The following is a 19,886-nucleotide window of genomic DNA, read 5'->3' on the forward strand; positions in this document are numbered from 1 at the left end:
CATATGAAAATGGCAACTGTTCTGGTGGATAAGCTCAGCGCGCGGTGTCCCGATGCGATGCCAGCGGCTATTCCATCGAGGCGATGCAATCGGTGATCCGTCATGATACTGCGCAGATTGAGTGCGCATATCCTGTAGGCACCGCCCTGTTCAGGCTGTCTTGTGGCCCGACCGGCGGCGCCAAGCAGACGGCCATCAGCGGGCAAAAGTAGTGAGGCGTATCCCTATGGCGACGAAGAAGAGCAACGAGTCGATCGACGAGAAGGCCTTCCAGGCTCTGGAGGCGGCACTGAAGATCGACTTTGACGACCTGAAGTCGGCCTTGAACGACAAGAATTCCTTGGATGATCCGGAGGAAATGGTGTCCGAGCCCAGCAAAGCGGCAGCATCCGACCAGGCTCGTCCTGCAAGGGCACAGCAGGAGAGCCTCAAGACGGCGCGCGAGGCCGAGCCACCGCGCAGCTTCGCTCCGGAATCCGCGCCGAAGCAGCCGCCGCTTTCGCCCGCCAATGACGACACGCGCAGGTCGCCCGCTGCCTTGCTTCGTGCTTTCGAGGGGCGGACCAACCGTGCGGCGATCCGGGTTGCCGGCCTCATCTCAGCGGTTTGGGTCGTTGCCGGCCTGGGGATAGGCCATCTTCTCTATGCACCGCAGATCTGGCAGATCCGTTCGCTCGGCGATCTGGCGGCCACGCCGGGTGCAATCGGCCTCCTGCTCGGTCTCGCCCTGCCCGTCATGCTGTTCTTCTCCTTCGCGATCATGATTGCGCGCGCGCAGGAGCTGCGCAATGCAGCGCGGTCGATGGCAGAGGTCGCCCTGCGGCTCGCCGAGCCGGAAACCGCAGCTGCCGACCGCGTCATGACCGTCGGACAGGCGGTCCGCCGCGAAGTCTCGGCCATGAACGAAGGCATCGAGCGCACAATTGCCCGCGCGACCGAACTCGAAGCGCTTGTACACTCCGAAGTCAATGCGCTTGAGCGCAGCTACAGCGAGAACGAGTTGCGCGTTCGCACGCTCGTCCAGGAGCTCGGGCTGGAGCGCGAGGCGATCGTCGGTCATTCCGAGCGCATCCGCGCGGCGATTGCCGGCGCACACAACAAGCTGAAGGACGATCTCGAACTCGCCGGCGAAGACATCGCATCACGCATCGCGGTTTCCGGTGAAGCCTTCGCGTCGCTCATCGACACGCGTGCGGCAGCACTCAGCGAGAAATCGGATCACGCGTTGCAGAGCCTCGACGCGATGCTGTCGAACCGTACCGACACGCTGCTCTCCGGCCTGAACAGCGCCGGCGAGACGCTCAACGGCGAGTTCGACGCCCGCCTCGATGCGCTCAGCGACACGTTGACGAAGCGCGGCGAGCAATTGCTCGGCCAGTTCGAGACCCGTGCCTCCACGCTCGACGCCAATACGGAAAAGCTCAATGCGGCCCTCAACGAGCGCGCCCGCCAGTTGAACGAGACTCTGATCGCGCGCACGCGCGATCTTAACGAAAGCCTCAGCGTCGGCCAGCAGGCGATCGCCGGCGGCCTCGACGAGGTGCTGACGTCGCTCAATGCAGCGCTCGACGAAAAGGGCGCGAGCTTCCGCCAGAGCCTGAAATCGAGCGCCGACGATGCGATCATGGATCTCGACCTCAGGGGCGGCTTCTTCGAAGAAAAGCTTCAGACGACCGTCGGACAGCTCGCCACCGCCTTCGACGAGCGTTTCCACGAGTTCGCGAGCGCGTTCGACAAGCGCGCAAGCATGCTCGACACCAAGCTCATGGAAAGCCTGCACCGCATCAACGAAACCGTTTCGGGCGGCGCGGACGCGATCGGCAGCACCCTTGACGGCAGCATCGAAAAGATCGGCTCGGCGCTTTCGGATCAATCGCTGACGCTCGCGACGGCGCTCGGCGCGACCCAGGATTTCATCGAGGAAACGATCGGCAACCGCACCTCGGAACTCAGCAATCTCATCGGCGACGCCCACAGCCGCATCGACGGCGTGCTTTCGGAAAAGACCGGTTCGCTCATGGGGGCGCTGAAGGAGGCGCAGGAACGCATCGAAGGCGGCTTCGGCCAGCGCGCGGACGCGCTCGCCAATGCCCTGACAACCAGCGAACAGCGCCTTACACAAGGCCTCGACTCGCGGACTTCCGCGTTCATCGACGGCCTGCAGTCGGCCCATGCGCGCATCGAACAGACGCTCACCGGATCCACCGACGAGATCACCAGTGCGATCGCGGCAAGTCAGCATCGGCTGGATAGTACGCTGTCCGAGCGCACGGCTGCGCTTTCGACTGCCCTCGCCACCGGCACCAGCACGATCGAGGGTGCCGTGAACAATACGGCCGACCGACTCGAGCGCGTCCTCTCCGAGCGCGGTCAGGCGATCTTCGAAACGCTCACCAGCCAGACGAGCGCGCTTGAAGGCGCGCTGTCCGATCAAAGCCAGGCAATCGCCGAAACGCTCTCCAGCAAGGCGGCAGCCCTCGACGGGGTTCTGTCCGAGCGCAGCCAGGCGATCACCGACACGCTCACCAGCCAGACGGCGGCCCTCGAGGGCGTGCTGGCCGAGCGGAGCAAGGCGATCAATGAGACGCTCGCCGACCGGACGGCCGCCCTTGACGGGGTCATGTCCGAGCGCAGCCGGGCAATCACCGACACGCTCACCACCCAGACGGCCGCTCTTGACGGGGTCCTGTCCGAGCGCAGCCAGATCATCACCGAGACGCTGGCCAACCAAACCACGGCGCTCGACGGCGTGCTCTCCGAGCGCGCGGCCCAGATCAGTTCAACCATGTCGACCCGCGCCAACGAGATGGCGGACACGCTCAGCCGCCATGCCGAGGACGTGGCCGACAACCTGACCTTCCGGGCGATGGCGGTGGCCGAAACCATGACCGACCGGGTCGGCGAGATCGAAAACAAGCTTTCGCAGAGCGTCTCGGAGGTCGCCGAGAACCTCGGTGGCCGCGTCAGCCAGATCGCCGACACGCTCACCGACACCAGCGCCCGCATCGCCGAGGACCTGAGCAGCCGGGTCGGCAAGATTTCCGATGCGCTGACAGGCACGAGCGCGGAGATTGCCGAGGCGCTCACCGCCCGCACCTCGGAAGCGACTTCATCGCTCGCCGGCAAGGCGGCGGAAATCGAGCAGACGCTCTCCGGAAAGGCCGAGCATTTGCGGGACACCCTGTCTGCGACCCATAACCAGATCCGCTCGACGCTCGACGACCGGATCAATGCAATCAACCTCGCCGTGGGCCAGGGCCGGGAGCAATTGGAAGAGCTCCTGTCTGACCAGTCCATGGCGGTGGCGACGACGCTCGCGACCAGTGCCAGCATGCTCGAAATGACCCTGGAGGAGCGCCAGGCCGCACTCGCCGGCGCCATAGACCGCAGCACCGAGGCGCTCGACGCCCGCATGCGCTCCACGACCGGCACCATTGCGGAACGCCTCTCGGAAACGGCGGACCAGATCAGCCTCGCGGCGGACTCGCTTACCCATCGCGTCGATATCTCGATCAACGGCATCAATAGTCGGCTCGACGATACCGGCGCCCGCATCGAGACGAGCCTCGGCTCGCTCGAAGACCGGGTGCGCGACAGCGTTACCACCGTCACCACCCTCGTCGATGACAGCGGCAGCCGTATCGAAACGACAATCGGCGCCCTTGAGGAGCGTATCCGCGGCAGTGTCGGCAGCGTCAACGCCGTCGTCGACGACACCGGCGCCCGCATCGAAACGAGCCTCGGCTCGCTCGAAGGACGGATTCGCGACAGCGTCGGAAACGTCAACTCGATCGTCGATAGTGCCGGCCAGCGTCTTGCCGAGAGTCTTGGCGAACGGGCGGGCGAAATCGACCGGATCACCGAAACCGCCGCAACCCGCATCTCCTCCGCCCTCGAGGCAGGCGCCGGTCGCATCGAGGAGCGCCTCGGCACAATGGATCGTGCCCTCAACATCGGCCTCGAGAACGTCAACCGGACGCTTGAAGGCAAGGCGGCAGCGCTCGTCACCAGCCTGCGCGGCGCCGTCGGCGATGCCACTCATGAGATCGATGCAGAGGCTGCGCGATCGGCCGAGATCCTGTCCAAGACGGGCTCGGAGTTCGCCAGTGCGCTTGCCGCCCGAAATGCGGAATTCGCCGCCTCGCTCGAACAAGCCACTTCGGCCACGGCCGCCCGCCAGGCGGATCTCGCCCGCTCGGTCGCCGATGCCGCCGACACGGCTACGGCTCGGCTGGCTACGACGCACAGCCAGATCGCCAACCACGCCCAAAACATCCAGCAGAGCCTAACCGACGCAGAAAAGGCTCTCGAAACGCGCAGCCAGTCGATCCGCGGCGCACTCGATGAAAGCACCCGCGAGCTCAACTCGATGCTGGCCGGCCGCTCGCTCGAACTTTCCCGCCTGATCGACGAGAAGGCGCGACCGGTGATCGACCAATATGCCGCCACGGGCAAGGAAGCCGCCGAAGCCATTGCCGCCCTCACCCAGGAGAGCGCCGATCGGCTGCGTGCCGAAAGCGCATCCCTCGTCAACGCCATCACAGAGCGGACCAGTGAAACCCTGGATGCCATCTCGCTGCGCGCCGACGAGACCGCCCAGGCGATGAAGATGGTCGAAAACCGCCTGCAGTCGACGGCGATGGGGCTTATCGACCGGCTCGCGGCGAACAATTCCGCGATCACATCGGTCATCGAACAGGCCAGCAACAATCTCGGGGAAATGGATCAGCGCCTGGAGGCGACCGCCGCAAAGTTCTCCGAATCCACCCGACAGGCCTCCGACATGCTGTCCACCTCGACGCGCCTTATAGAAGGCAAGGTCGACAAGCTGTCCGACATTTCCTCCTCCACGCTCTCGCAGGTCGCCGGCATCGTCGGCCGTTTTGACGATCATTCGAAAGTGCTCGGACAGGCGTCCGAGCTCTTGTCCGCCGCCCAATCGAACCTCGTCAGCACGCTCGAGGAGCGGCAGGATGCGCTGCGCACGCTGTCAGTCGGCCTCGTCCAACGCTCGGAAGAAATCGAACGGACGATGCGCGCGCTCGAGGGCTTCGTCGACGGCGCATTCCAGCGGGCCGAAGAGCGCTCCGGACAGGTTGCCGGCAATCTTCGCAGCGGCATTCAGTCCTCCTTTACCGATGTCGGCCGACTGCTGTCGACCACCGAGCAGCGGGCGGCCGAGGCGGCGGAGGCCATGCGCAGCGCGCTCGCACAGGCCGGCGATGATGCGGCCGCTTCGGTGCAGGACGTCTTCTCGCGCGCCGAGGAACGTTCGCGGGAGATCGCCAATACATTGCGCTCCGGCGTCGAAGGTTCGCTTGCCGACGTCAACAGGACATTGTCGCAGGTGGAAGGCCGGGCGCTCAGCGCCTCCGACAGCCTGCGCCAGGCGATCGGCAAGGCGGGCGAAGAAGCCGGTCAGGCACTCGAAGGCGCCTTCGCCAGCGCGGAAGAGCGGGCAAAGGACGTCACCTTGCGGCTGCGCGACGGCGTCGGCGCCTCCGTCGCCGACATCGAGCGGATGCTCGCAGAGAGCGGCAAGAAGTCCGATGGCGTGGCAACTCAGTTGCGCGAGGCCGTGCGCCAGGCGATCGACGATGCGATCAATCGCTTCAGCGGCGCCACCGACGACATCCGCCGTTCCGCCGGCGAGATCCGCAAGGAACTCGACATGACCCGCCAGGAGCTGAAGCGCGGCGCCTTCGACCTGCCGGAAGAGGCCAAGGAGAACGCCGCGCTCATGCGTCGTGCGGTCGGCGAGCAGATCAAGGCGCTGCAGGAACTGTCGGACATCATCGGCAAGTCCTCGACGCAACTCGAAGTTGCTCAGCCGAAGGCCGTACCCGCGCCCGTCCCTGCCCCCGCTCCCGTGTCTCAGGCGGCGGTGGCCCTGCCGGCAGCCATGCCGCAACAGGCGGCCTCGCCGCAACCGTCCGCGGTGCATCAGCCGGTCCCGGGTGGTGCGTTGCGCGGGAGCCTCGGTCTTGAACAGGCGACACGGCCGCTGCAGCCTGCCCGTACGCCGGCTGTCGAGGAACGCACCGAGGAAGGCGGCGGCTGGATGCGCGATCTGCTTCGCGCCGCCTCCCGCGAGGAAGAGCCGCAGCCTGCACGCCCGCGCCCGCCAGAAAGCCAGCCGGTGGCGCGTGCCGGTGACAATCGCAACCCCCGTCACGTGGTCGAATCGCTGAACTCGCTCTCGGTCGACATTGCGCGGGCGATCGACCATGACGCTTCAGTCGAACTGTGGCGGCGCTATCAGCGTGGCGAGCGCGACGTCTTTACCCGGCGTCTCTACACGCTGAAGGGCCAGCAGACGTTCGACGAGATCAAACGCAAATACGACCGCGAGCCCGAGTTCCGCACCGCGGTGGACCGCTACATTGCCGACTTCGAGAAGCTGCTCTCCGATGTGGCGCGCAACGATCCCGACAAGCGCATTACGCAGACCTATCTGACCTCGGATACCGGCAAGGTCTACACCATGCTCGCCCACGCCGCCGGCCGCTTCAACTGACGGCAGGCGGAACCGCTGGCGCTAAGGACAAAACGGCCCTGCCGCAAGACAGGGCCGTTGGCTTTTTTTATGCGGCTGTGCACCGGTGCCAACGGAAGTGCGATCACTGTAGGCTTTTTGAATTCCGGCTTGGCGAAAATCTGTTCCGATTATCGGGACGATGCGCCACCTGCACGCGTTATCAGGCGCGCAAAGGACGCTGTGGCATTTCGATGCTGTCGTCACCCCAATCCAACTGCTGAAATGGCAGGGCTTTCGCGGTAATCTGTTCGCCATGGCGTCGTGACGCCACGCCCCGTGGCGCCGGGCGCGGATAAGCGCACGGGAGGTCGAAATGAGACCGCGACTGAAAGTCCTGACCTTGGCGGTGGATGACCTGGAGAGCTCCCTCGCCTTTTATCGAGACGGGATGGGCCTGCCGACGAAGGGGATCGTCGGGCAGCAATTCGAGGATGGAGCCGTCGTCTTCATCCATTTGAACGACGACCTGATCCTGGCGCTTTATCCTGCGCCGTCGCTCGCCAAGGATGCGAAGATAGAGGTAACGCAGCGGCGACTCGGCGCCGTTTCGCTCGGACACATCGTCAACTCGAAAGAGGAGGTCGATGCGATCATGAGGCAGGCCGCAGGCGCCGGCGCGGTTATCACGGATCCGGCGTGCCAGCGCTTCTGGGGCGGCTATTCCGGCTATTTCCATGACCCGAATGGCCATCTCTGGGAGATTGCCTGGAACCCGCAATGGACTGTTCCCGATTGACAGGCTTACGGCGCGCCCTGCGTTCTTCAGGACGCATGGCGCGGCAACGCCTTGAATCTACACATCGTGCCTTCCGAACTGATATTCGGCAGAACGAGTCTGCCCGTACCATGCCGGATGCGCCTGGGCACACGTTCCAACAAAGAAGCCCCGGCATAAACCGGGGCCCGTCGCTCAATCGTCCGGTTTTCCCGGTGGTTCGATTAATGGTCCTTGTTCGCGTAGACCGACTTCTTCGTCAGATAGATGAGGCCGGTGAAGATGAGCAGGAACACCATGACCATGAAGCCGGTGCGCTTGCGATCCTCGAGATGCGGCTCGGCGGCCCACATCAGGAAGGCCGAAACGTCGCGGGCGTATTGATCCACCGTCTGCGGCGCGCCGTCGTCATAGGTGACCTGGTCATCGGAAAGTGGCGGCGCCATCGCCAAAGCCGCGGCGCTGGCGAAATACGGGTTGTAATGGGTGCCCTCTGCGACCTCGACGCCCGCCGGCGGATCCTGATAGCCGGTCAGCAGCGCGTGGATGTAGTCCGGACCGCCTTCCTGATAGGGCCAGAACATGTCGAAGACGAACTGCGGGAAGCCGCGCTCGATGCCGCGCGCCTTTGCGATCAGCGAGAAGTCCGGCGGAGCCGCACCGTTGTTCGCCGCCGCAGCCGCTTCCTTGTTCGGGAACGGTGACGGGAAGTAATCGGACGGAATGGCCTTGCGCGTGAACATCTCGCCGTCCGCGTTCGGGCCATCCTCCACTTCATAGTTCGCCGCAAAGGCTTTCACCTGAGCATCGGAATAGCCGAGGTCCTCCAACGTGCGGAAGGGCACCAGGGTCATCGAATGGCAGGCCGAACAGACTTCGGTATAGACCTTCAGACCGCGCTGCAGCTGGCCCTTGTCGTAGTGGCCGAACAGGCCGGCAAAGGTCCAATCCTCCTGCTTAGGCTTGTGGATCGGATAATGCGGCGTGCCCCCTTCTGCGTGACCTTCGCCGCCGGCGTCGTCCTGCGCGATGGCCGCTCCGAGCCCGAGACCGGCGACGACAGCGAGTGACAGAATGCCTGTAACAAGCTTTTTCATTGTTGTGAGTTCCTTATCAATCGCTGTTCCGGTCAGGCGTGCGCGGTCTTCGGCTGCGCCTTCGCATTCTGCTTCTCAAGCACCGCCTCCGTGATGGAATTCGGAATGCGCTTCGGCGTCTCGATCAGGCCGAGTACCGGCATGACGACGAGGAAGAAGCCGAAATAATACAGCGTGCCGAGCTGCGACATCAGGACGTAGACGCCTTCCGCGGGACGCGAACCGAGCCAGCCGAGCATGATGGCGTCGGCGACGAAGATCCAGAAGAACAGCTTGTACCACGGGCGGTAGACGGCCGAACGGACCTTCGAGGTATCGAGCCAGGGCAGGAAGAACAGGACGAGGATAGAGCCGAACATCACCAGAACGCCGCCGAGCTTGGAGTCGATCGGGCCGATGTTGAAGGTGATGGCGCGCAGCATCGCGTAGAACGGCAGGTAATACCATTCCGGAACGATGTGGGCCGGGGTCTTCAGCGCGTCAGCCGGGATGTAGTTGTCCGGGTGGCCGAGGAAGTTCGGCATGTAGAAGACGAACCAGGCATAGACGATCAGGAAAACGGAAACGCCGAGCGCATCCTTCAGCGTCGCATAGGGCGTGAAGGGCACGGTATCGGTCTTCGACTTGACCTCGACTCCCGTCGGGTTCGTCTGACCTGTGACGTGCAGCGCCCAGATGTGCAGGACGACGACGCCGGCGATCATGAAGGGCAGCAGATAGTGCAGCGAGAAGAAGCGGTTCAGCGTCGGCTGGTCGACGGCGAAGCCGCCAAGCAGGAACTGCTGGATCCATTCGCCGACCAGCGGGAAGGCCGAGAAGAAGCCGGTGATGACCGTCGCCCCCCAGAACGACATCTGCCCCCAGGGCAGCACGTAACCCATGAAGCCCGTCGCCATCATCAGGAGATAGATCACGACGCCGAGAATCCAGAGGATCTCGCGCGGCGCCTTGTAGGAGCCGTAATAGAGGCCGCGGGCGATATGCAGATAGACCGCGATGAAGAAGAAGGACGCTCCATTGGCGTGCAGGTAGCGCAACAGCCAGCCTTGGTTGACGTCGCGCATGATCTTTTCGACCGAATTGAAGGCGACGCTCGTCTCGGCGGCATAGTGCATGGCCAGCACGATGCCGGTTAGGATCTGCACGATCAGCATCACCGACAGCATGGCGCCGAACGTGTAAGCATAGTTGAGATTGCGCGGCACCGGATAGGAGACGAAAGAGTCGTGGATCAGACGCGGCAGCGGAAGACGGGAATCAACCCACTTCTCGATGCCCGTCGTTGGCGTGTAGGTTGAATGATCAGCACTCATTATCAGTAGTCCCCTCAACCGATCTTGATAACTGTGTCGGAAACGAACGTGAAGGTCGGCACGGGGAGGTTCTCCGGTGCGGGGCCCTTCCGGATGCGGCCGGCCGTATCGTAGTGCGAGCCGTGGCAGGGACAGAACCAGCCGCCGAAGTCGCCGGCCTGGCCAAGCGGCACGCAACCGAGATGGGTGCAGGAGCCGATCATCACGATCCAGTTTTCCTTGCCTTCGCCGGCGGAGCGATCGAGGTCGGTCGCCTCGGAATCCGCCGGGAGGTTGGCGTTACGAGCAGCCGGGTCCTTGAGCTCGTCAAGCGGCACGGCTTTGGCTTCCTCGACTTCCTTGTCGGTGCGGTTGCGGATGAAGACCGGCTTTCCGCGCCACTTGGCCGTCAGCGACATGCCGGGCTGCAGGCTCGAGACGTCGACTTCGATTGAAGCGAGCGCGAGCGTCGATGCGTCCGGACGCATCTGGTCGATGAACGGCCAGGCGGCGGCCGTGGCGCCGACGACGCCGGCCATGCCCGTGGCCAGGTACAGGAAGTCGCGGCGAGTGGGCTCGCCCAAGGTCTCGCTTGAAGTGTCGTGTTCGCTCACGGCTAAACCATCCTCTCACGCAAATGTTGCGGACACCGCATTCCCCCGTCCCCGAGTCACGGAACCGCGCCCTGTCTCATATACCGGCACCCTGTCCGGCTCGCAGTTGCAAGCCTCGGATCGGATGGCGGAATCCGGAGAATCCGGCACACGGATTCCCCGGCAATCCGGCGCGTTCTATGCTCGATCGCCGACTATGTCCAGCCTTCATGAGGCAGGGTGGGCAGATTGTCGCGGGGAAAAATGCGGGCAATCAGCGCAAGGGCTTGGCGTGCTATTCGACTGCATCGCGGGCCGCTATTCGGCGGCCTCTTCCTGCGCGATGAAGCCGCCCGATTGACGGGCCCAAAGCTCGGCATAAAGGCCGCCGCGGGCGATCAGTTCGGCATGGGTCCCATCTTCTACGATGCGCCCCCGGTCCATCACTACCAAGCGGTCGAGAGCCGCGATCGTCGACAACCTATGCGCGATAGCGAGCACGGTCTTGCCATGCATCAGGCGCTCGAGATTCGACTGGATGGCCGCCTCCACTTCCGAGTCGAGCGCCGAAGTCGCCTCGTCGAGAACGAGAATGGGCGCATCCTTGAGCATGACGCGGGCGATGGCGATCCGCTGCCGCTGCCCGCCGGAGAGCTTCACGCCCCTCTCCCCGACATGCGCATCGAACCCCTTGCGGCCGCGCTGGTCCTGAAGGCTGGCGATGAACTCAAGGGCCTCGGCCCGGCGCGCCGCCTCGACCAGGTCTTCTTCCGAGGCGCCGGGGCGGCCGAAAAGGATGTTGTCGCGTATCGAGCGATGGAGCAGCGACGTATCCTGGCTGACCATCCCGATCTGCCCGCGCAGGGATTCCTGCCGGACCGCCGCAATGTCCTGCCCGTCGATGAGGATGCGGCCGCCCTCGAGGTCGTAGAAGCGCAGCAGCAGATTGACGAGCGTCGACTTGCCGGCGCCCGAGCGCCCGACAATCCCGACTTTCTCGCCGGGGCGGATGGTGAGGGAAAAATCATCGATGACGCCGCCGCCCTTGCCATAGTGGAACCGGACGCGCTCGAAGCGGATTTCGGGCCGGCTGACGTCGAGGTCTGGCGCTCCCGGCCGGTCGACGAGGCCGATCGGCTGCGAGACGAGCTCGGCCGAATTCTGCATCGTGCCGATGTTGCGCATGATCGCATTGAACTGCCCCATCATCCGGCCGAGCAGCATGTTGAGCCGCAGCACGAGCGCCAGGGTGAAGGCGACCGCGCCGGAACTCACGGAGCCGGCGAGCCACAGATCGATGGAGTAGACGGCGATCGCCGTGATCATCAGCCCCGAAAGCAGCGCCTGCGACGCCCGGACGCCCGTCAACAGGCGCGTAAACGGGATCACCGCTCCCTGGTAGCGATCGAAGCCGGCGCGGATATAGCGATCATTCTCCTCGTCGCTGCCAAACAGCTTCAGCGTTTGCATGTTGGAATAGGCATCGACCATGCGGCCGTTGAGCATCGATGCCATCTCGGCGGTATTGCGGGCGTGCCGGCGGACCCGCGGGACGAAATAGCGGGCGAGCGCCAGGAAAACGAGGATCCAGAACGCCACCATCGCCGCCAGGCGCCAATCGAGCTGGGCGATGAGGGCCATGGTGGAGGCAGTGTAGATGACGATGAACCAGACGACCTGCAGCAGCGAAACGATGAGGTCGCTCGTCGCCTGCGCGCCGGTCCACACCTTGGTGACGATGCGCCCGGAAAATTCATTCTGGAAGAAGCCCAACGACTGTCGGGCCACATGCACGTAGGACTGCCAGCGCACGAGGTTGAGAAAGCCGGTGATGATCGACTGCTCTTCGACGAGCGCGGCGAGCGAAACGGCGACGAAGCGGAAGACCAGGACCGTCAGCAGCATGAAGATCAGTTCCGGACCGTTGGCGGCGATCAATCCGCTCCAGCCATCCTCCGGCCGGACGGTGTCGAGCACGTCGACGAGACGGCCCACGAAATAGAAGAGCCCGGCTTCGAGCATCGCCACCAGGCCGCCGAGCGCCGCCATGGCACAGAAGGGCCCCTTTGCCTGGCTCGCATAGAACCAGGCAAACCCCCACAGCGAATGTGGCGGCTGGAGGCGCTCCCGCGGCGCGAAGGGACGGATCCAGTTCTCGAAGATGGCGACGATGGAACGCAGCATTGTTCTGATAATAGGTGGCTGGAGTCGGACGGCAATCGCTTTCCGCCGTCCCCCCGATTACAAATGCGTAAGCTTCAAACCCCGCGTGAGCCCCGCAAGAAGCAGCGGATCATTCCGCCGCCTCCTCCTTCCCGACATCGTCGGCGATGAAGCCGCCCGATTGGCGCGACCAGAGATCGGCGTAAAGCCCTCTCTTGGCTATCAGTTCGGCATGTGATCCCGTCTCCACGATCCGGCCGGCCTCCAGGATCACGAGCCGGTCCATCTCCGTCAGCGTCGAAAGCCGGTGCGCGATCGCGATCACCGTCTTGCCGGACATCAGCGCGAAGAGGTTCTCCTGGATCGCCGCCTCCACTTCCGAATCGAGCGCCGAAGTCGCCTCGTCGAGGATCAGGATCGGCGCATCTTTCAGAAAGACGCGCGCAATGGCGATCCGCTGGCGCTGACCGCCGGAAAGCTTCACGCCGCGTTCGCCGACTTGTGCGTCGAGACCCTTCCGTCCCTGGTTGTCTTCGAGCGCCTGGATGAACTCCCAGGCATTCGCCTTCTTCGCGGCAGCGATGATCTGAGCGTCGTCTACCTCCCGATGCCCGTAGGCGATGTTGTCGCGAATGGAGCGATGAAGCAGGGATGTGTCCTGCGTCACCACGCCGATCTGCGAGCGAAGGCTATCCTGTGTCACGAGCGAGATGTCCCTGCCGTCGATCCGGATCACCCCCTCCTCCAGGTCGTAGAAGCGCAAGAGCAGGTTCATCAGCGTCGTCTTGCCGGCGCCGGACCGGCCGACAAGGCCGATCTTCTCGCCAGGCCGGATGTCGAGCGACAACCGGTCGATGACGCCTTTCGCCTTGCCGTAATGGAAGCGGACGTTCTCGAAGCCGATCGCTCCCTTCTCCGCCTTGAGCACGCCCGCATCCGGCCTGTCGACGATGTCGTGCGCCTTGGTCATCATGCCCATGCCGTCATAGACCGTGCCGATATTCTCGAACAGCGTCGAGACCTCCCACATGATCCACTGCGACATGCCGTTGATGCGCATGGCAAGACCGATCGCCACCGCGATCGCGCCGACGGAGATCGCGCTTGTCAGCCACAGGTAGATGCCAAGCGCACCGACCGCAAAGAGCGCAACGCAATTGTTCGTGTAGACGCAGATATGGAACAGCGTCACCTTGCGCATCTGCCGATGGACGGTGTCGAGAAACTCCTCCATGCCGGCACGCGCGTAGATCTCCTCACGCCCCGCATGCGAGAACAGCTTCACCGTGCCGATATTGGTGTAGCTGTCGACGATGCGCCCCGTCATCATCGAACGCGCATCCGCCTGTTGCTTGGAGATCTTCTGCAGCCGCGGCACGAAATGGCTGACGATCGCGACATAGATGACCAGCCAGATCGCGAGCGGTGCGACGAGCCGCCAGTCCGCCGCCGCGACCACGATCAGCATCGTCGTGAAATAGCTGACCACGTAGACGAAGACGTCGAGGAGCTTCATCACCGTTTCGCGGACCGCAAGCGACGTCTGCATCACCTTCGTGGCGACGCGCCCGGCAAACTCGTTGGAGAAGAAGGTCATGCTCTGCCGGAGCAGATAACGGTGCATCTGCCAGCGCGCGATCATCGGATAATTGCCGAGCAGAACCTGATGCATGACCAACGAGTCGAGCGCGACCAGCACGGGCAGGCCGATCAGGACCAGCGCGCCCATCCATGCCAGCCTACCGCCCTCGACCGCGAGAAAGCCCTCCCGATCCGCGTTGGACAGCCAATCGACGACATTGCCCAGAAACTGGAACAGCGCCACCTCGCCGACGGCGATCAGCATCGTGCAAACGGCCATGACGAGGAGCCATGGCATCGCGGACTTGCTGTAGTGCCAGCAGAAGGCGAAGAGACCCTTCGGCGGAAGCGCCGGCTCTTCCGGCGGATAAGGATTAAGGCGGGATTCAAACCAGCCGAACATCTGTGAAGCTCCTTCAGGGATTTTGAAGGAAGGCGGGTGTCCCCGCTTTCATTGGCTTTGGATAGGCAGTCCGGGAACGCTGCAAACGCGCTGAAACCTCCGGAGAACCGGGCCACGCGTCATTCGATCGGCAGAAGGAAAAGGCGCGGAACCGGTCAGGCCAGAAAAGGCCCGGCCACACGTGGGAGGCGTGTCAACATCAGAATTGTCATGCATGCCTCCGTCGGTTCGCGTTGAAGATGAAAGACCTTTAACCCTATTCGGAGCTCCGCGCCAGATTGTCGCACGTATTTTGCTGCCCTTTTCTTCACCGGCGCCCGCCCTGTTGCCGATACGGCACAGATTAGCGGCATGCAATTGAGGGTGGACGCACAGACGACGCATCGCGGCATCGGATGGTGGCAGAGGAAGCCTTTCGATGTAATAGAGGTCCTCGCCTTCGCAAATTTGCCCCATCCCTGGAAACTCATGACGAATCTGCGCATCGCCCTCTATCAACCGGACATTCCGGGCAATACCGGCACAATCCTTCGCCTGGCCGCCTGCCTCGGCCTCGCCGTCGACGTGATCGAGCCGGCCGGTTTCGACCTCTCCGACCGCCGGCATGGACTACGTCGCCTCCGTCACGCTCACCCGTCACGTCAATTGGGAGCGCTTCGAAGCGTGGCGAGCCGAAACCGGCCGACGCCTGGTGCTCGCCTCCACCAAGGCTGCCGAGCCCTACACCCGGTTCGGCTTTCGTCCGGAAGACATCCTCCTCTTCGGCCGGGAAAGCGCCGGCGTGCCCGATCATGTCCATGAGAGGGCCGACGCACGCATTCTCATTCCGATGGCGCCGCGCCAGCGCTCTCTCAACATCGCGATGGCGGCTGCCATGATCGTCGGAGAGGCGATGCGGCAGGTCGAGGCCTTTTGAGCTTGGCAGCATCACGCCGCGCCCTCCGCGAAGTCCGTTCGGGCGGGACCAAATATCACCATGAAGATCGCCCGCGCTGAGTAGCGCGATATCTTTGGGCGCCATCGATTCGGCGAGGCTGCGACCATCATGCGGCGATCTCATTGTAGGGCGTCGCCCTGCGCGCGGTTTTCAGCGTGCGCGCCCACCAGGTCAGCCGATCCATCATCAGGAAAAGAGGAGCCTGCATTTCCTCGGGCTTGTAGGGATTGCCCGCCGCATCGAATTTCGACCAGGCTTTCGGCAAGGTCACCCCATCCCGCAGCGTTACCGCATGCAGCTCTCCGAATACCTGGCGCAATTGCTCGACAGCCCTGATCCCGCCGGAGGCGCCACCATAGGAGACGAAGGCCACCGGCTTGGCGTGCCAGGGCTCGTAGACGGAATCGATCAGTTCCTTCAACGCCGCCGGATAACCGTGATTGTATTCCGGCGTGACGACGACGAAAGCATCGGCCTCGCTCACCTTGCGTTCCATCCACTCACCGAGATCGCTCGGCTTCTCGCCGCGCGCGCTCCTGAACCGCAGCGGATCGACGAACGTCAGGCTGAAGACGTCGGAACTCGAAAGCTCGCGGATGAGCCAGCTCGCGACCGTGTCGCAGAAGCGGCCCTGCCGTGCGCTGCCGTAGATCAGGGCAAGGGTCATTTTCTCTGTCATGCGCAATCAGCTCCTTGTTGTTGGCTACAGGGAGCTTATGCTATAGAACCTCAAGCATAGTTGAGGTCAATAGCGCCCATGAACAAAGATGATGGCCACGAGATCAAGCGCGAGCTAACGGTCGGCGAAGTCGCCGCACGCAGTGGAGTCGCCGTCTCGACGCTTCACTTCTACGAAAACAAGGGACTGATCCGCAGCAACCGCAGCCGCGGCAACCAGCGGCGATATCCGCGCGGCGTGCTGCGGCGCGTGGCGGTCATCAAGGTCGCCCAGCGGACGGGAATTCCCCTCTCGGAGATCCAGTCTGCATTGTCGATCTTGCCCGACGACCGGCCGCTGACGGTGGAGGATTGGGGCAAGCTCTCGAAGTCCTGGCGGCAGCAGCTCGACGAACGCATCGCCAAGCTGACCGCATTGCGCGATCAATTGACCGGCTGCATCGGCTGCGGCTGCCTGTCGATGCGCGATTGCCCCTTGCGCAATCCCTATGATGTGCTCGGCACCGAGGGCGCAGGTCCACGCCTGATCGAACCGGCGGATGGCGTGAGCGAACCGGAACCCGGTTGAGGTCGTTCCAGCCCAAATCGAGCTCGATCTAAGGACAAGGCATTCAGGATTCGGAGTGCTACAGCGACCTTTGCCCGTCGCCGTTTGTCGATGAGACGGCGCGGCGCCGACATGTCAGGCTTCCTTGAAGACGCTTCGTTCCAAGGAACGCCGCATCCGGCTGATAAGCGCCATGCTGGCCAGCGTGCCGCAGGAACAGAAAAAAGCGATCGACAGTGCCCAGGCATTGCCCGCCGCTTCGAGAACGAAGGAGAAGAACGGCGGCGCTGCCGCGAAGGCAAGATTGAGCGGCAGCCCGAGACGCGCCATGACCGCCGCGTATTGCGCGGGAGAGAAGAAAACGAGCGGCATCGTCGCGCGGCTCACGGACATGGCGCCGCTGGACAGGCCGTAGAGCAGCAGGAAAAGGACGATCGACCACTCGGCGCCTTGACCGAAAGCCAGGGCCGCAACCGCCAACGGCATGATCGCGGCTGCGACGAGCCCCGTCGTCACGCCATCCCAGCGATTGCCGCCGAGGAAATCGAACAGCCGCGCCGACAGCTGAATGAAGCCGATGGCCGAGCCGAAGCCCACGGCCAGACGATCCGCAACCGCGAAGCTGCGGAAGAGATCGATGACGACGAGCTGGAATCCCCAGGTGACGAAGCCATTGAGCGCGACGGCCGCGGTGATCAACGCTACCACCTCCGGGGAGCGGCGGCCCCTTGCGCGCTTCGCCTCTGCGGCCGCGGCAACGCCATGCGGCACGCGCGCCGGCGCGGCGGTTCGCGGCAAAGCGAACTGATGCAGTGGTGCGCAGACGAGGAGCATCGTGGCGCCGTAAAGGACGAAAGTGCCGCGCCAGCCGAGCGCCGCCTCACAGAATACAGTCACCGGCCAGGAGATGCTCGGCGCCAGCGCCATGGCGAGCATCTGCGCTCCGATCGCCCGGCGCGCGCTCTCCCCGGCAATCTCGGTCAGGAAGACATGCGCCGAGGTCGTGAGCGTGGCAGCCCCGGCCATGCCGAGGACAGCCCAGGCGGCGAAATAGGCGAGTGGTCCATGAGCAGCCGCGAGCAGCCACAGCCCCGGCGCCGCGAGCGCCGAACCAAGTGAAAGCACCCGCCGCGCACCAAGACGCGCGTAGAACGACGCCAGTGGCGGAGAGCATACCGCCATCACCACCAGCATGACGGTCGGCCCGAAATAGATGCCGGACGGCCGGAGCCCAAGATCGGCGGCCATGCCAGCCGCGGTGACTGACACGAACATGAACATTGCGCCCCAGGCGATGATCTGGGTCACTGAGAGAATGACAACCGCGCGGAGAACAGGCATGAAACCGATGGTGGGAGCAGGCGAAACAGGGCCGGGGGGAATGCAGCCATAGGTTTACGCCGCCGACGCGGTCTTGACCACACCGCAATTACGCCTCTGAGATTTTTTTCGCGACGGGGACAAGAGGGCCATCGACACGAAGCGATGGAGTCGCGAGACCTCGAGCGCGTTTCGATCTGGGATCAGATCGGCGCTCTAACGCTTTCTTTCTGACGCATGATCTTATCGATCCTCGTTTCACTCCGGTCTGATCATGCTCTAATCCGCACTCGGAAGCCGGCGCATGGTGAACTCGATCTCATCACCCTCGAGCTGGCGCCAGCTTTCCACTTCCGTCCAGTAGGCGGCCTTGGGCCAGGTCTCGAACCATTCGCGCGCCTTGGCCCGGGCCGCAGTCCGTTCGAGGCGGAACGTCTCGCGGACGAAGACGCTGCCGCCTCGCGCAGACCGTTCGCTGCGGCTGCGGGCGATCTGGCGCCGCAGTCCCTCGAGCGGTGGTCCTGGTGGTTTCTTCGCCATGGCGATACCTCTGCTGAGAAGATAGGATGGAGGCGGCGCCGTTGCCAGTCCCGATCATACCAGGGCCGACCGCCGCAAAATGCCGGTGATCGCACCCCTGCAGGGCAATGGAATCGTGCTGCCTTCCGCAGTTGCCATTCGTCCCGAAATATGGACTGTGGCGACGACATCGAATCGGCGGCTTACCTCGGCGAGCCGCAAACGGACTATGAAATCCCATGGAAAGACCGCAACTGCCGCAGGACTTGCCTGCCGACATCGAAGACAAGAAGGCCGACGCAAAGTCTTGGTTCGAAGCTTTGCGCGATACGATCTGTTCTGCCTTCGAGGCGATAGAGGACGACCTCGCAGGGCCGCTGTCGGATCGACCGCCGGGCCGCTTCGCCGCCAAGGACTGGCTGCGTGAGGAAGGTGCCGGCGGCGGCGGCCGTATGTCGATGATGGAGGGCCGCGTCTTCGAAAAGGTCGGCGTCCACACTTCCACGGTCTACGGCGAATTCTCCGCGGAATTCCGCAGTCAGATCCCCGGCGCCGGCGAAGATCCGCGATTCTGGGCCTCCGGGATTTCGCTGATCGCCCATCCGGTCAATCCGCACGTTCCCGCCGTTCACATGAATACACGCATGGTCGTGACCACGAGCAACTGGTTCGGCGGCGGCGCCGACCTGACGCCGGTCCTCGACCGCCGGCGCGTGATGACCGACGCGGATACGATGCTTTTCCATCGCGCGATGGAGATCACCTGCAATCGGCACGCGGTCGCCGATCACGCGAAGTTCAAGCAGTGGTGCGACGAGTATTTCTACCTCAAACACCGCAACGAACCACGCGGCACGGGCGGCATATTCTTCGATTGGCTGCACTCGCCGGACGAACTGGGCGGGTGGCAGGCGGATTTCGCCTTCACCCGCGACGTCGGCAAGGCCTTTGCGCTCGTCTATCCGAAGATCGTCAGGGCGAACTTCAACAGCCCCTGGACCGAGGCCGATCGTGACGAGCAGCTCGTACGCCGTGGCCGCTATGTCGAGTTCAACCTCCTCTACGACCGCGGCACGATCTTCGGTCTGAAGACCGGTGGAAACGTCGAGTCCATCCTCTCGTCGCTCCCCCCGGTGGTCCGCTGGCCATAATCATCGTCGAACAAAACCCGCGCAGTCGGCGTTTCCTCACCGAAACGGGAGCCCTCACCCGAGGGATTTTCGGATGGTGTTCAAGAAGCGCACATTCTTCGGCGAGGAGCCGGAGCGATTCACGCCCCCGCAGCCGGCTGAACTGGAGCGGCGGGTGGCAAACCTGCTTGCCGCCGCGCCCGGGCTGGATGCCGCCGAAATTACCGTGACCTGCCGAGGCGAAGCGGTGGTGCTCGGCGGCCGGGTGGCAACTGGGGAGGAAATTCTCCGCGCCGAGGAAGCGGCACGATCCGTTCCCGGTGTCGCCAAGGTCGTCAACCGGATCGAGCTTGCGAAGGCCGGCAGGGGTTGA

Annotated in this window: 13 protein-coding genes and 1 pseudogene; 6 read left to right on the forward strand and 8 right to left on the reverse strand. The window is 63.8% G+C overall.

The features are described from left to right. Nucleotides 1–226 precede the first annotated feature (226 nt). On the forward strand, nt 227–6,517 hold the full coding sequence (locus AC4P1R_RS07600; RefSeq protein WP_492177585.1) for an apolipoprotein A-IV repeat region-like domain-containing protein: 6,291 nt from the start codon (nt 227–229) through the stop codon (nt 6,515–6,517). A 334-nt stretch (nt 6,518–6,851) separates the two neighbouring features. After that, nucleotides 6,852–7,274: a VOC family protein gene (locus AC4P1R_RS07605; RefSeq protein ID WP_069458478.1), complete on the forward strand. Its 423-nt coding sequence runs from the start codon at nt 6,852–6,854 to the stop codon at nt 7,272–7,274. A gap of 203 nt (nt 7,275–7,477) precedes the next feature. Here the strand turns inward: AC4P1R_RS07605 and AC4P1R_RS07610 are convergent, their stop codons facing one another. The 5 genes from AC4P1R_RS07610 to AC4P1R_RS07630 all read right to left on the reverse strand — a co-directional run bounded on the left by AC4P1R_RS07610 (nt 7,478) and on the right by AC4P1R_RS07630 (nt 14,382). Continuing rightward, nucleotides 7,478–8,350 (reverse strand): cytochrome c1, encoded by an 873-nt coding sequence (locus AC4P1R_RS07610; RefSeq protein WP_151611302.1) that lies wholly within the window; start codon nt 8,348–8,350, stop codon nt 7,478–7,480. Between the two features lie 32 nt (nt 8,351–8,382). After that, nucleotides 8,383–9,663 (reverse strand): cytochrome b, encoded by a 1,281-nt coding sequence (locus tag AC4P1R_RS07615; RefSeq protein WP_069458476.1) that lies wholly within the window; start codon nt 9,661–9,663, stop codon nt 8,383–8,385. A 14-nt stretch (nt 9,664–9,677) separates the two neighbouring features. Further along, entirely contained in the window at nt 9,678–10,256 is a 579-nt protein-coding gene (gene petA, locus AC4P1R_RS07620; protein WP_069458475.1) for a ubiquinol-cytochrome c reductase iron-sulfur subunit, read from the reverse strand. Between the two features lie 297 nt (nt 10,257–10,553). Then, nucleotides 10,554–12,419 (reverse strand): ABC transporter ATP-binding protein, encoded by a 1,866-nt coding sequence (locus tag AC4P1R_RS07625; RefSeq protein WP_492177586.1) that lies wholly within the window; start codon nt 12,417–12,419, stop codon nt 10,554–10,556. Nucleotides 12,420–12,528: 109 nt separating this feature from the next. After that, nucleotides 12,529–14,382: an ABC transporter ATP-binding protein gene (locus AC4P1R_RS07630; RefSeq protein WP_492177587.1), complete on the reverse strand. Its 1,854-nt coding sequence runs from the start codon at nt 14,380–14,382 to the stop codon at nt 12,529–12,531. Between the two features lie 468 nt (nt 14,383–14,850). Here AC4P1R_RS07630 and AC4P1R_RS07635 point away from each other — a divergent pair. Continuing rightward, a pseudogene (locus AC4P1R_RS07635) lies at nt 14,851–15,298 on the forward strand (tRNA (cytidine(34)-2'-O)-methyltransferase). Between the two features lie 127 nt (nt 15,299–15,425). On the opposite strand, the gene AC4P1R_RS07640 reads toward AC4P1R_RS07635, so the two are convergent. After that, nucleotides 15,426–15,998 carry an NADPH-dependent FMN reductase gene (locus AC4P1R_RS07640; protein ID WP_492177588.1) on the reverse strand — a complete coding sequence of 191 codons (573 nt, stop codon included), beginning with the start codon at nt 15,996–15,998 and terminating at the stop codon, nt 15,426–15,428. 78 nt (nt 15,999–16,076) lie between these two features. On the opposite strand from AC4P1R_RS07640, the gene soxR reads away from it, so the two are divergent. Continuing rightward, complete coding sequence (gene soxR, locus AC4P1R_RS07645; RefSeq protein WP_492177589.1) at nt 16,077–16,565, forward strand: redox-sensitive transcriptional activator SoxR; 489 nt, start codon at nt 16,077–16,079, stop codon at nt 16,563–16,565. A 114-nt stretch (nt 16,566–16,679) separates the two neighbouring features. On the opposite strand, the gene AC4P1R_RS07650 is transcribed toward soxR, so the two are convergent. Continuing rightward, on the reverse strand, nt 16,680–17,885 hold the full coding sequence (locus AC4P1R_RS07650; RefSeq protein ID WP_492177590.1) for an MFS transporter: 1,206 nt from the start codon (nt 17,883–17,885) through the stop codon (nt 16,680–16,682). Nucleotides 17,886–18,143: 258 nt separating this feature from the next. Next, nucleotides 18,144–18,404, reverse strand: coding sequence for a hypothetical protein (locus AC4P1R_RS07655; protein ID WP_069458469.1), 261 nt, complete (start codon nt 18,402–18,404; stop codon nt 18,144–18,146). Nucleotides 18,405–18,622: 218 nt separating this feature from the next. Between AC4P1R_RS07655 and hemF the strand changes: the two genes are divergently transcribed. Beyond that, nucleotides 18,623–19,534: an oxygen-dependent coproporphyrinogen oxidase gene (gene hemF / locus AC4P1R_RS07660; protein WP_492177591.1), complete on the forward strand. Its 912-nt coding sequence runs from the start codon at nt 18,623–18,625 to the stop codon at nt 19,532–19,534. 73 nt (nt 19,535–19,607) lie between these two features. Continuing rightward, nucleotides 19,608–19,886 carry a BON domain-containing protein gene (locus tag AC4P1R_RS07665; RefSeq protein ID WP_069458467.1) on the forward strand — a complete coding sequence of 93 codons (279 nt, stop codon included), beginning with the start codon at nt 19,608–19,610 and terminating at the stop codon, nt 19,884–19,886.

The organism is Sinorhizobium sp. Y406 (assembly GCF_058732025.1).